8 protein-coding genes are annotated in these 15114 nt (G+C 35.3%); 6 read left to right on the top strand and 2 right to left on the bottom strand.

The features are described 5' to 3' along the window. The first annotated feature begins 1 nt into the window (after position 1). On the top strand, positions 2 to 5056 hold the full coding sequence (locus FA046_RS16950; RefSeq protein ID WP_169303410.1) for a T9SS type A sorting domain-containing protein: 5055 nt from the start codon (positions 2 to 4) through the stop codon (positions 5054 to 5056). Positions 5057 to 5120: 64 nt separating this feature from the next. Here the strand turns inward: FA046_RS16950 and FA046_RS16945 are convergent, their stop codons facing one another. After that, entirely contained in the window at positions 5121 to 5753 is a 633-nt protein-coding gene (locus FA046_RS16945) for a hypothetical protein (RefSeq protein ID WP_136827732.1), read from the bottom strand. A 25-nt stretch (positions 5754 to 5778) separates the two neighbouring features. Then, complete coding sequence (gene ruvB, locus FA046_RS16940) at positions 5779 to 6801, bottom strand: Holliday junction branch migration DNA helicase RuvB (protein WP_136827731.1); 1023 nt, start codon at positions 6799 to 6801, stop codon at positions 5779 to 5781. Positions 6802 to 7106: 305 nt separating this feature from the next. Here ruvB and FA046_RS16935 point away from each other — a divergent pair, with 305 nt between their 5' ends. From FA046_RS16935 to FA046_RS16915, 5 genes are all read left to right on the top strand, one after another. Further along, positions 7107 to 7538, top strand: a complete 432-nt coding sequence (locus FA046_RS16935) for a DUF2147 domain-containing protein (RefSeq protein ID WP_136827730.1) — start codon at positions 7107 to 7109, stop codon at positions 7536 to 7538. Positions 7539 to 7546: 8 nt separating this feature from the next. Next, the gene (locus FA046_RS16930) at positions 7547 to 8566 is read left to right on the top strand and encodes a WD40/YVTN/BNR-like repeat-containing protein (protein WP_136827729.1); all 1020 of its coding nucleotides are present in this window, start codon (positions 7547 to 7549) and stop codon (positions 8564 to 8566) included. 385 nt (positions 8567 to 8951) lie between these two features. After that, a complete protein-coding gene (locus FA046_RS16925) occupies positions 8952 to 9143 on the top strand; it encodes a hypothetical protein (RefSeq protein WP_136827728.1) in 192 nt (63 codons plus the stop codon). Between the two features lie 21 nt (positions 9144 to 9164). After that, positions 9165 to 9587: a hypothetical protein gene (locus FA046_RS16920; RefSeq protein WP_136827727.1), complete on the top strand. Its 423-nt coding sequence runs from the start codon at positions 9165 to 9167 to the stop codon at positions 9585 to 9587. Continuing rightward, on the top strand, positions 9584 to 15114 hold a 5531-nt coding region (locus FA046_RS16915; protein WP_136827726.1), incomplete at its 3' end, for an immunoglobulin-like domain-containing protein. The genes FA046_RS16920 and FA046_RS16915, both read left to right, overlap by 4 nt.

Genomic DNA, 15114 nt, shown 5'->3' with positions numbered 1-15114 from the left:
CATGAAAAAATTATTACTCTTTTTACTCCTATTAGCAAGCACCATTACCAAAGCCCAAATTGGTGGTGGTTTTGATTTTGCCATGAATTTTGGTGGTGCAGGCTCAGAAATTCAAACGCTTAAAATTGATAATCAAAACAACACATGCTTTGTTGCCAGAATAATTGGTAAGGCTGTTTTTGCAGGGCAACAACTAGATGGAGGCGCTTTTGGAAGTTTCCCTCAAGTAAAAACCATCATAGGCAAACTATCGCCAACTGGTGCTCAAACCTTAATTAGAGATTTTGGACAAAGTAGTTTACTCAAAGGAATATTTAATAGTAACGGAGATTTTTATGGTCTTTTTACAGGTAATGCAAGTTTACCAGTTGATTTTGGAAATGGCATTATATTAAATAATTGGGGACTTTATTTGATAAAGTTTAACAATTCAGGCGACGCTCAGTTTATAAAAAAAGTTCAAATTGGTAATACCGATATTCAATTTGGGAATTCGGGTATTGCAATACCAAATGTTCATGGTTTAGATTTTACACCAGATGGCAGCTTATACGTAGGAATGACATCTGCCAATATTGATACAAATGCCCCAAATAACGCATTTAGATATCCCGCCAGAGTTGCAAAATTTGATGTAAATGGAGACGAGGTTTGGCATAATGATTTATACTCTGCTAATTGGGCTAGTCTATCCTTCCCTAACCAATTTGTAAGTAATGATGGTAAAGTAAGTTTTGGCATATATACCAATAGCAACCAATGGTACTTTAATGGTCAAAGTATAGCCTCAGAAATGTCTAATTATGTTAATTCTGCTTATTCTATCATTATATCACTTAATGCAGATGGAACTAAAAATTTCACTTTATCTGATGGCGTAAGCCCAACTTTGTTAAGAGGGGTTAATCCATTAACTGGCGATTTATATGTTAACTATATTTCGGCAAATGTCTCTACTTTCCCAACCAGAGCACCTTATAATACTTTACCAAATTCATATCCAAACTATATATCAGGTACAAATTTTTATCTTTTTCAAGGTACACTCATATTTAACTCAGCAGGTAGTTTTGTAAGTTATAAACTTAATCAAGATTTTTCTGAGTCAACATTTGTTACTACTCAAAACGGTTATGTAGGTGTAACTAATGGGTTGGCAAATAATGTGATTGATAAAGGTGGAGATTACATTTTTAATAATACTACCGCTTACAGCGTAGTATCTTATTACGATCAAAACTTTAACTTTTTGAAAGCAGTAAAAGCTCCGCCTATTGCTACTTATAATGCTTTAGGCAATAAAGTAGTAATGGCTAGTGATTTTAAAACCGTATTAACATTAGGCACAACCACACTTACCCCTAATTTTAACGATACAGATTTTAATACTCGTTTTCCGGCTTGGGCATCTATTAAGTCAGATATTTATATAGCAAAAGTTGACGAAAACAATATTATTGCTCCAAGTAATGCAAATTGGCTAGGGATTGATAACAATTGGAATAACACAGCTAATTGGAGTAATGGAGCTGTACCAGATGCTTCAACCATTGTGAAATTCAATGCAACAACAGCTCAAATGCCAACAATTGCCACTTCTCCAACGGCATTAAAAGTTATCATTAATGCTGGTGTTACTGCTTCTTTGCCAACTGCGTTGGTAATTAAAAATAAGTTAATTGTTAACGGAACGCTTCAGATTAATCATACAGGGGCATTAAATTTCACCAATTACTCGGCAACAGCCATAGAAGGAACAGGAACTTTAGCTTTTAATGGTACATCAACACCTAGCGTTACAGCCTATTCTTTAGTAGGTTATAAGGATTTAAGTCTATCTACCAATGAAAACATTACCCTGTCTGGTATATGGAAAAACGTTACGTTTTCAGGCACAAATGCAATAATTTCTGCCTCTGGAGGATTAGAAATCACTAACACAGATGCTAATGCAATTTCAGGGTTTAGTTCAACTAATTTTATTGAGGGTAAAATAACCCGAGCAGTTAATAGTACTGGTGTTTATGTTTTTCCTAATAGACAAGCCTTTGCTAGTTACGAGCCTACTACTATAACTTTAAACAGTTTAACTGGTGTGCAAAAAATCACAGTAGAAAATAGCAATGGAGCCAATAACCCTAATTTAACTTTTGCTACTGGTACTACTACATCACAATTAGGACTTTATTACTGGAGAATTTCATCAGACGCCGTACCAACTGGTGGAACTTACGATGTAAGTTTTCAAAAATCAGTATTTACAAACGGTGTAACAGATCCAAATAGATATGTGGTTTTAAAAAGAGAAAAATTAACAACCCAAACCCCATGGACTTTTGAAGGTACAAAAACTGCTTCTACACAAACAGGAGGCACAACAAGTGGGTCGGTTGTAAGTAACGCTACAGTAAATGCTGGTTTAACTGATTTAAGTACCTTTGGTGATTTTACTATTGGGATTAACTCAACTGCTATAGCAACTAATACAGGTGTAATAACTTCTACTTGGACAGGCGCAACAAACACAACTTGGAATAATACTGGAAATTGGAGTGCTGGAATACCAAATGCAACTATTAATGCAATCATTCCATCTGGTTTAACCAATTATCCTTTGGTTTATGCAGCAACAGATAACGCCCGTACATTAACTATTAACTCAGGAATTACCGGTTTGAAGCTCCACAGCGGTTTAATTTTAAATAACGGATTAACCAATAATTCTGAAATAGAAATCGCGAGACTAGAAGGTTTTAATACAGCTTTTAATGGTTATTTAGGTGGCATCAGCGGAAGCGGAACATTAAAATTTGAAGCTTTAAGCGGTTTTACAAGTATAAATGCAGGTGTAGTCAGTAATAATATCAGTATCAATATTGGAAACGCCAATTCAATTAATGTTTTGGGTAAGTTTGGTGGTAACATCAATATCATCTCAGGTTTAGTAAATGCATGGAGTAATAGTTCTAATTATTTAGAGCAAACTAATGCTTTATCAACTCTTCAAATAGCAGCACCAATAAATGCTGTTGCAGCAGAAAAAATCATTAAATCTGTTAATACTACAGGAACTTATCTTTTTCCTTTAGGCGATTTTCAATATCATAGAAATGGAATTAGAAAGTATGGAGAAATCACCATTACAAATAATAACATCTCAACATCTTCCATTTACAACGTTAAATACGATTCTTATGCGACTGCACCCGTATCGTTTGTAAGTGGTGCAGATATTATCAATTCATTTATCAATGCGGGGCAATGGTTTATTGAGCCAAGCGTATTTTCAAATTCTGGTACGATTGATATTAGCTTAAAAACTTCACAATACACAAATGGGAGAGTAAGCATTAGTGATTATGTATTACTAAGAAGAGCTGCAACAAGTACAAATACCACCACTCCTTGGGTTATTGTTACAGGCGCAAGCATAATAGAAAATGCAGGTGTAATAACAGTTTCAGCAACAGGATTAGCTCCGTTCTCTACAAATACGATGTTCTGTATCGGCTTAAAAGCCACTACAACAACATGGTTAGGTACAACAAGTGCCAATTGGAATACCGCTTCAAACTGGAGTAATGGAGTGCCAACAAGTACTGTAAAAGCTGTTATTGGGAATGCAATACAGTATCCTTCTAATGTTCCAACTAGTAATGCAGCATCAGTTATTGAGGTTGCATCAGGTTCAACCTTAAATTTACCTCAAAACTTTTATTCGCCACTTGGTATCATTAATAACGGATCAGTTAATATAACAGGTACGGGTATATTTTATGGTTTTGGTTCAGGCACTACATTTTCATCTGTTACTGGCACTGGTAAATTAATTTTTGATAACAACTCGCCAGCAACTTTTGATTCGTTTTACTTGAATCAGCTACTTAATAACGGAATTGAAATTAATAAAACAGGCGGAATTACTTTAACCAGAACAACAAGTTTTGGTGGGAACGTGAATTTAATAAATGGTGTTGTAACTGTGGGTTCGGGTCAAATTTTTAAAATGACCAATTCAAATGCAACAATCAGCTCAACAGCTACTAGTTATATCAATGGTAAGTTAGATAGAAATGTAAATGCTAGTGGTAATTATAGCTTCCCAGTGGGTTCTTCAAGTACCTATTCTCCAGTTAGTATTAACTTTAATTCAATTGTTGGTCCAACAGTAATTAGTTCGGCTTTTACAAATACCATTTCTGGATCCGCACCTAATGTAACTGTAGGTAGTGCCACTGTAAGTGAAATTTTAAATGGAGGAATTTGGACCATTTCACCAAATGTGAGTTTGTTGGGTGGTAATTATGATATTACTTTAAATGCAAATGGTTCTACAAATGGATCAAGCAATCCATTAAATTATGTGGTTTTAAAAAGAGATTATTCATATACCTCCTGGGGTAATTACGGCAGCAATAATCCTTCATCTCAAACAGGAAATAGTGTAACGGTTTCGGCAAGTGGAATTACTGGTTTCTCAGATTTTGGAGTAGGGGTTATTCCATCAGTTTTACCAGTTAAGCTTACTAAATTTTTGGCTAAGGCCGATGAGGATGCAACATTGCTTCATTGGGAAACTGCTTCTGAAATTAATAACGATAAGTTTATAATCGAGCGTAGCACAAACGGTACTGATTTTATTGAAATAGCTGAAGTAAAAGGAAATGGAACTTCAAATCAATTAATCAGCTATCATTATAAAGACAACCTACCTGCAAAAGGGATAAATTATTATCGCTTAAAACAAGTTGATTTTAATGGGATTTTTGAGTACAGCGATATAAGAGCAGTTAATTTTAGTCTTAAAAATATAGATATTCTGTTGTATCCTAATCCGGTGACGGATGTAATTTATCTTTCAGGAATGGATGACAAGAACTTTACAGCTTATATTTATAATACGGCAGGCAAAGTATTGTTTCAGCAAAATTTTAATACTCCTATTATTAAAATTCCTTCCACTTTAAACTCAGGGTTATATATGTTAAAGCTTAAATTTAGTGATGGTAATGAGGTAGTTAAAAAGGTTTTAATTAAAAATAGCGGTTTGTTTTAAGCGCTATTAAAATTTCAACTCTAAATCAAAAGAGTCCCAATTTCTTGGGACTCTTTTTTATGATTTATATTTTTTCGCCTTTGGCTAATTTCTCTTTTCTGTGATCTTGCCATAAATAATGCAGCAATGTGTTTAAAACCACCGCATTCCAATCGTAGTGTAAGCTTACACTTACTTTTTTACGTTTGTCGCTCAAGCTATCTATATGTAAAATACCTTTACTTAAGTAGTATTTAATATCTCTCCAAAGCACCAATTCCGATTTTATTTTACCAAAAAACCAACTGGTTTTGTAAGTCATCACAAATCCTTCGTGGTTTACAACGGCATTCCCAATTTCAAAACTTTGTTTTTCATTCAAAATCTCAATAAAGTGACTCACCAAATGTTTTTTCACATATTGCCATAAACCCGACATGATATAATAATAAGTATGATCTTCTTCTAAAAGATCCTCTACCTTATTAGAATTAAATTTAATGCTAATCTCTTTTCCGTCAACGCTTTGAACATCAATATTATATTCTTTACGTTCCGGGTTTTTCTGGCTACCAATTAAAGAAACACCGTATTTAACGGCTTTTACATCTTTACAGGCAATAGAAGTGTTGTTTACTTCTATGAGATCTTTATTGATCTTAATTTTCTGTTTAGACGATGGTATGGTAATATCTACGTCAAAGTTGTGTGCTTGCATGCCTCGAATATAATATTTATCTGAATTAAAAAAGTGTTCCTGGTGCTCCTAATTTCAATCTACCTAAATGTTTGTATGCCGCTTCCGTGGCTTCACGCCCTCTAGAGGTACGCATTAAATAACCTTCCTGAATTAAAAAAGGCTCATAAACCTCTTCAATAGTGCCTTCTTCTTCTCCTACGGCAGTTGCAATTGTTTTTAATCCTACTGGTCCGCCTTTAAATTTATCAATAATGGTCGATAAAATTTTATTATCCATTTCATCTAAACCATGTTCATCAACATTTAAAGCGTTTAACGCATAACGAGCAATTTCGGTTTCAATACTTCCATTTCCTTTAATTTGGGCAAAATCTCTGGTCCTTCTTAAAAGCGCATTAGCAATTCGGGGAGTTCCTCTGCTTCTTCGGGCAATTTCAAAAGCACCTTCATCCGTAATATTGGTTTTTAATATCTGTGCAGATCGTAATACAATGGTAGTTAATAATTTAGCATCGTAATATTGCAGTCGAGAATTAATTCCAAACCTTGCTCTTAGTGGGGAAGTTAATAAGCCAGAGCGAGTAGTTGCACCCACTAAAGTAAATGGGTTTAAAGTGATTTGTACCGAACGGGCATTTGGGCCACTTTCCAGCATAATATCAATTTTAAAATCTTCCATTGCCGAGTATAAATATTCTTCTACTAAAGGACTTAAACGGTGAATTTCATCAATAAATAAAATATCGCCAGAATCTAAGTTGGTAAGTAATCCCGCTAAATCGCCAGGTTTATCTAATACAGGACCGCTTGTAATTTTAATATTTACGCCCATTTCATTGGCAATAATATTAGAAAGCGTGGTTTTTCCTAATCCCGGCGGACCATGAAGTAACACATGATCTAAAGCTTCGCCACGTAATTTTGCCGCCTGAACAAAAATTTTGAGGTTTTCTAATATCTTTTCTTGTCCGGTAAAATCCTCAAACTCTTGAGGCCTTAATACTTTTTCGATCTCTTTATCGGTAAAGCTTAAGTTATCTGAGTTTGGATCAAGATTTTCATTCATGCCATGAAGGTAATAAAATCAAGTTTGTTTTTTAAAGCTTAAACCTAATTTTGATGAATAAAATATTGATATGGGCGTTTCCTGCCTGCCGCAGGCAAGGTATCTTTTTACTGTCATCCTGAGCGGAGTCGAAGGGCGCACAATAAAAAGGATGCCGCTACAATCGTTAACGCACCTATAAACTCCTTTAAAACAGTATTTATTTTTATAAAAGCAGGTTTCATTTTCTAAAATTTACTTTGTAAATCAGCTATTATTTTAAAATTAAACTTTAACTTTCCTCAAATAAGATTAAAAATAACAAAATGAAAAAGGGACTACTTTTGATGACACTGCTATTAGTTAGCGTTGTTGGTTTCTCTCAATCTGCTGATGCAATTGTAGGGAAGTGGCTTAATAAAGATGGCAATGCACACATCCAGATTTATAAAAGAGGAAATACTTACGCAGGAAAACTAGCTTGGCTACAAGCTCCAAATAATGAACAGGGAAAGCCCAAAACCGACTCAAAAAATCCGCAAGAAAATTTAAAAACTCGTCCTATTTTGGGTTTAGAAATTCTAAAAGGCTTTAGCTATAATGATAAAAATTGGGATGATGGTAGCATTTATGATCCAAAAACTGGTAAAACTTACAGTTGCAATTTAACATTAAGTGGTAACGATAAGTTGAATGTTAGAGGTTATATTGGCGTTTCTTTTATAGGTAGAACCGATATTTGGACCCGGGTTAAATAAGCTACAAAATGAAGATATGCTCTGTTTTAATTTTGATAATCTTATCATTTTTAAAAATCACAATAGCTCAAAATTATAAAATCATAACCTTAGATAGCGGTAAAAACACCAGTATCAGAGGCTTGTCTGTTGTTAATAATAAAGTGGCCTGGGTGAGCGGAAGCAACGGCTGGATAGCCAAAACCACCAATGGTGAAACTTTTGAATGGCAACAACTAAAAGGGTTTGAGAAAATCGACTTTAGAGATATTGAGGCTTTTTCTGCCAAAGAAGCCATCATAGTAAATGCAGGTTCGCCAGCTTATATTTTAAAAACTATTGATGGCGGCCAGTCATGGAAAAAAGTGTATGAAAACAATGATCCCTCTATTTTTTTAGACGGAATGGCTTTTTGGAATAAGAAGGAGGGAATCATCTTTGGAGATCCTATTAATGGTTTAATGCAAATTTTAACCACCAAAAATGGAGGTGAAAGCTGGGAGAATATATCGGCAAAAGCCCAAATACAATTACTAGATGGTGAAGCTGCTTTTGCAGCAAGTGGTACCACCATAAGAACGCATAAAAACAAAGTTTACATTGCAACCGGAGGCAAAACCTCCAGATTATGGTCTTCAATAAATAAAGGACAAACCTGGACAGCAGTAGCAATTCCTATCATAAAAGGCGAAGCATCAACCGGTACGTTTTCTATCGCTATATCTAATAGTAAAATTTTTGCAGTAGGAGGTGATTATTTGAAAGAAAAATCTTTGGTAGATAATTATACTCATCAAGACAGGAGAATAGGGGAGTGGGGCAAATCTATAAAGTCTCCTAATGGTTACCGTTCTGCCATTGAGGTAATTAGTGAAAATAATTTGATTGCCACCGGCCCATCCGGAACAGATTTTTCTGATGACGAAGGAAAAACTTGGCAAACTTTAAGCTTAGCTGGTTTTCATACTTGCCAAAAAGCTAAAAAAGGAAACCTAGTGCTTTTTACAGGCTCAAAAGGAAAGATTGCTATGCTTAGCTATAAAAAATAATTGGATGGTTGTGTTTAATCATCAGTCTTAATGAATCTGCAATCTGGCAGATTATCTTTAAATCTCATCCCTAACTTTTTATTTTTAATGATTTTTTATGAAGGGAAAAATCATGTTTTAGCTAATCTTTATGATTGAGCTTGGCTGTCAAATATTATTGGAATAAATAGATAAAAAATTAACCTCTAAAATATTTACAAATCATTAAAAAAAATTGATTAGTAATTAATTAATTAATAATCAATTAATTAAAGTTATCCAGATAAATTAAAACTTGACTACCTATTTAATGGTATTTAACTAAAATAATAGTAAAATCATACTTTTACCTGATAAGATTTTGAAAAAATGTATTTAGTTTTGATATAAATTAAACTAAAAGTACATGAAAAAAATTCTACTCCCAGTAGAACTTAAAAATGTTTCTTACGAAAGGAATAAATTTAAGTTTCAAAAAATCTTCAAAAATTTTTATCCTATTTTATTTTTCCCCTCCTTGGTTGATGTTCTAATAAGTTTATTTATTGCTCCTTCAACACCAACTCTTAATTCACCATCACCTTTATTTTTAAACTAATATCAACTAACTAATATAATTATGAAATCAATTAAAAACATCCTGTCGTTACTGCTTTTAACACTATTGTTAGGAAGCAGTAGATTGGTTTTGGCGCAATCAGAACCAGAGTTCATCAAAAACTGGACTCCACTCAAAGAGGCATCATTTCATTTTGATGTCTCTTATGCTGTAGTAAAGTGTGATCCTTTATCAAATGCTAAAGTATTATTAAATGCTTTTAACGAAGGGGGATCATTCCCTAAAGTTGGATTTAAGCTTGCTTTAAAAGATGCCGCTGGAAACAAAGCTGAGGTAGAAATACCATTGTTCAAAACAAATCTTGGTGATATGTTTATTGCATCATGCTATTCAGATGATCATGCAAATTTGAGGTTTGATGTCCCAAAAGGATTGGATGCTTCAACTTTAACAATTGAAATCATATATACAACTGGATCATGAGAAAAATATTTTCAACCTTTATAATGATTATATGCTTGGGAGTAAGCGTACAATCTTTTGCACAAACTTGTAACACTGTACCTGTAATAAATTCTTTTTCTCCAAATACTGGATTTATTGGAAGTAAGGTGTCAATCTTTGGTGCAAACTTTGACCCAAACACTATTTCCAATAACGTAGTTTATTTTGGTTCTACAAAAGCAACTGTGGTTAGTGCTACCTTTGGACAATTAGAAGTAATTGTACCAGTTGGAGCTTCAACTGCTCCTATTTCAGTTACTAACCAATGTAACCGCACAGCTTATTCTACAGTTTCATTTAATGGTATTTTCTGCCCTACACCTTTAGATAATCAAACCTATAATAATAGATCATTTGATTTACAAGGAATCAGCGGGGCTTACAATATGATTTCTCAGGATTTAGATCTTGACGGTAAACCTGAAGTAATATCTTCAAATGGCGGTTCTTTAACAGTTGCTAGAAATAATTCTACACCAGGTGCATTGTCTTTTACAGCTCTAAACACAAATGGAGGTGGAGCTGGTATTTATGCCGCTGATTTTGATGGAGATGGTAAAAAAGATATACTAGCTACATCTCAAGTTAGTAGAAATACAAGTACACTAGGTAATATTTCGTTAGCGACACCTCAATCAATCCCAGGTGTAAGTGGTTACCAAATTGCTGCTGGTGATTTTAATAATGATGGTAAAATAGATATCATTGGTGAGTCAGGTGGTTTTGTGAGGGTTGCTTTTAATACAAGCACAGGTCCCGGTAATATTTCATTTGGTCCTGCACAACTCTTCGGCAATGGTAGTGTTACATTTCGTTGTACTGGTATTCAAGTAGCAGATGTTGATGGCGATGGTAAAACGGATTTTTTAGCTTCTCAAGGAGATGGTAATAGAGCAGTAACTATTAGAAATACTACAACAGTTGGTAGTTTTACACCATCTGCAGAGGCACCTGAATTTTGGGCTTCTGATTCTAATGCTGCTGACGGGTTTGGAACTTATCCTTATAGATCTCAAATTGCTGATTTTGATAAAGATGGAAAAATTGATTTTACTTCTTGTAACTACTCTGGTGATACCAACGTGGCGATATGGAGGAACATATCTACGGTAGGTAATATTACTTTTGCGCCAACTGTAAATTTTCCCTCTCCTATCAACAACTACAGAATTGGTGTAGGTGATGTTGATGGTGATGGTTATCCTGATGTGGTAACAAAATCGCTTGGAGTTAATGTTTTCTCTGTTTATAAAAATACAACTTCAGCTGTTGGAGCTCCAACATTTGCTACAAGAATTGATTATACTTCTAGCTGGCAAGCAGAAGTTTCGGGTATTGTAATTGGTGATTTAGACGGAGATTTTGTACCTGACATTGCTACTTCTGGTACAAATTCAAGTCGCATTTTATTTCATAGAAATACAAGCTTTCAAGCAGATAATACAGCACCAACGGCAATTGCTCAAAATGTGGTTGCAGCTTTAGCGCCGAACGGAACAGTTACAGTTACTGCAGCTCAAGTAGATAATGGTTCCTCAGATGCTTGTGGAATAAAGACTATTACACTTTCTCAGACTGTATTTACTTGTGCTAATATAGGTGCAAACCCAGTAACACTTACGGTTACAGATAATGCAGGAAATGTTACTACAGCTAATGCGATAGTTAATGTTCAGCCAGCAGCAATTATTGTTTCAGGACAAACCACGGTTTGTCAAGGAGGAACAATCCCCTTAATTGCCAACTTAGGTGATACTTATCAATGGTATAACAATGGAGTTGCTATTAGTGGAGCAACTAATCAGAATTATACTGCAACACAAACAGGTTCTTATACAGTTGCAGTTACAAATTCAGGTGGCTGTTCTGGTACTTCGCTACCAACTGTAGTAACTGTTAATGATAACCCAGTTGTTGAAATTACTGGAAGAGTAGATGCTTACTGTCCTGGAGAAGCTTTAATAGCGTCACAATCTTCGCTTTACCAATGGTCAAAAAATGGTGTTATTGTTGCTAATGCTACCTTAAGAGAATTTATACCTAATGGCCCTGGTACTTATTCAGTAGCAGTAATTGATTTATTTGGTTGCTCTGCGTCAGGTTCTGTAACTATTAGCCCTGATACAACCATTCCGACAATTGCATTGAATGGTGCTGCACAGCTAACAGTTGGTTCAGATACTCAATTCAATGATCCTAGTGTAACAGCTAATGACAACTGTTCTACAAATATAGTAGTAACCTCTAATCTCAACTTGAGTACTCCTGGTGTTTATACCATTTCTTATAAAGCGGTTGATGGAAGCGGTAATGAGTCTGTGACCATTACAAGACAAGTAACTGTTTTAGACGCAACTGCACCTATAGTTAATGCAGGTAGAGTAACTGTACAGTTAGATGCAAATGGACAAGTTACTGTAGTTCCGGCTAGTTTAAATAATGGTTCTATAGACAATAGCAATGGAGCTCTTACTTTTAGTTTAGATAAATCTGTTTTTGATTGTATTGATTTAAATAGTGGTACTGGTGGTACATTAACTGCCATTACAAGTGTTGGTACTGTAATTAGAGAAAATTACAGTGTTGGTGCAGGATTTAATCCAAATACAGGAGAATATTGGATGCCACAATGGTCAGGGTCAACGGTATACAAATTAGATGTAGCTGGAAATGTTCTTGGGTCATTTAATTCTGGGCAGAATCAGATGATGCAGTTATGGATGGATGCAGATAGCGAAACTGACTATTACACGGCTAATTGGACTTCTAATAACCCGTACAATTTCACCAGAATTAATGAGAATGGTCAGAAAGTTTGGACCTATAATGTTGCCAATGGTCAATATGCTTCGGCAATTAGTACAGATGCGAATTTTGCATATGTGATTGGTTATGGAGGAAATCGTATAGATGTTTTAAACAAGACAACTGGTCAATTTCAAAGAAGTATTAGCCTTCCTGGACAAATTTATCTTTATGGTAGCTTAGTAGTAGCTAATGATCATATTTATTTTGGTGGTCAGACTAATGGTTGGGGTAATGTTCCTAATACTTGGAATGCTATTCATGAATTTAAAATCGATGGAACTTACGTAGGTTCAATATCAACTCCTCAAGCTGTTTATAATGCATCATTCGATGGTGAAGTGATATGGGCATCAGCATTTAGTAATCAAAATTATGGCTACAAAATTTCTGACGGAAATGCTTATTCAGGAAATAAAGGTATTGAAGTTGTTTTAACAGCTACAGATGCAGCAGGAAATTCGGCAACTGATGTTGGTACTGTAGTTGTAGAAGATAATCTGGCACCAACTATTACCCTTAATGGAAATCAAGTAGTTCAAGTAGTTGTAGGTGCTACATTCACAGATCCAGGGGCAAATGCAATTGACAATTGTTCAGCAACTGTTGAAACCTCAGGAAGCGTTAATGTTAATTTAGCAGGCACTTATACTATTTTGTATAAAGCTATTGATGGTTCGGGTAACGAGTCAGCTCAAATAAGTAGAACTGTTCAAGTAATTGAATTAGATGTTAAAACAAAAAACATTACGGTTAAACTTGATGCTAACGGAAGTTACACTTTAGATCCTTCGGAAGTAGATAATGGATCAATTTTGGGTGGTGGAAGTCTTTCCTTAAATATTACGCAGTTAGATTGTTCTAATATTGGTAATCCAGTTACAGTAACGGTAACTGCTACATCCAGTTCTGGTAATACAGCATCTGGGACAGCAATAGTAACTGTAGAAGATAAATTTGCACCAATTGTGGTAACACAAAACGTAACCATCCAGTTAAATGCCGAAGGATTTGGAAGTATTTCTCCATCTAGCATTAACAATGGAAGTTCTGATAATTGTGGAATTGCAACTATTGGATTAAGCAAAACAGCTTTCGATTGTAGCAATATTGGTACAAATACAGTGACTTTAACCGTAATAGATGTAAACGGAAACGTATCAACTGCAACGGCGGTAGTAACTGTAGAAGACAAAGTTGTACCAATTGTGGTAACACAAAACAGAACCATCCAATTAGACGCAGCCGGAAATGCAAGCATCACCGCAGCAGCTATCAATAATGGAAGTTCAGATAATTGTGCGATTGCAAGTGTTGTTTTAGATAAAACATCTTTCACTTGTGAGAACATTGGTGCAAACACTGTGACTTTAACAGTAACAGATGTAAACGGAAACGTATCAAGTGCAACGGCTGTAGTAACAGTTGAAGACAAGATCGCTCCAATTGTAATCACACAAAACAGAACTATCCAATTAGATGCAGCTGGAAATGCAAGCATTACCGCAGCAGCTATCAACAACGGAAGTTCAGATAATTGTGCGATTGCAACAGTTGTTTTAGATCAAACTTCTTTCACTTGTGAGCAAGTTGGTGCAAACACTGTGACTTTAACAGTAACAGATGTAAACGGAAACGTATCAAGTGCAACGGCTGTAGTAACAGTTGAAGACAAGATCGCTCCAATTGTAATCACACAAAACAGAACTATCCAATTAGATGCAGCTGGAAATGCAAGCATTACCGCAGCAGCTATCAACAACGGAAGTTCAGATAATTGTGCGATTGCAACAGTTGTTTTAGATCAAACTTCTTTCACTTGTGAGCAAGTTGGCGTAAACACTGTGACTTTAACAGTAACAGATGTAAACGGAAACGTATCAAGTGCAACGGCTGTAGTAACAGTTGAAGACAAGATCGCTCCAATTGTAATCACACAAAACAGAACTATCCAATTAGATGCAGCTGGAAATGCAAGCATTACCGCAGCAGCTATCAACAACGGAAGTTCAGATAATTGTGCGATTGCAACAGTTGTTTTAGATCAAACTTCTTTCACTTGTGAGCAAGTTGGCGTAAACACCGTGACTTTAACGGTAACAGATGTAAACGGAAACGTATCAACAGCGACAGCAGTGGTAACAGTTGAAGATAACATCAAACCAATCGTAATCACACAAAACGCAACCATCCAATTAGATGCAGCCGGAAATGCAAGCATTACAGCTGTAGCTATCAACAACGGAAGTACAGATAATTGTGCGATTGCAACAATCGTATTAAGCAAAACAGCTTTTGATTGTAGCAATGTTGGAGCAAATACAGTAACCCTTACAGTAACAGATGTAAACGGAAACGTATCAACAGCAACAGCGGTAGTAACTGTTGTAGATGCAATTGCCCCAATCATTACCCAATTAGCTTTCCAAGAAATTTGTTTTGTAGCCAGTAACACTTATAGCTTACCTACTTTAACAGCAACAGATAATTGCAGCGTTGCTAGTGTGAATTATGTATTGAGCGGAGCAACCAGCAGAATAGGAACAGGAACAGATGCAAGTGGAACTTTAAACACAGGTTTAACCACCATAAGCTGGACAGTTACAGATGTAAATGGAAACGTAAGCACATCAAGCAATGATATCCGCATTTGGCCATTACCAGTATTAAGTATTACGCCAAGCAATGCAGATGCATTCTG

Source organism: Pedobacter cryophilus (assembly GCF_005116455.1).
Classification (GTDB): Bacteria; Bacteroidota; Bacteroidia; order Sphingobacteriales; family Sphingobacteriaceae; genus Pseudopedobacter; species Pseudopedobacter cryophilum.
The sequence above is the reverse complement of the archived record's forward strand: the minus strand, read 5'-3'. Positions and strand labels throughout refer to the sequence as shown.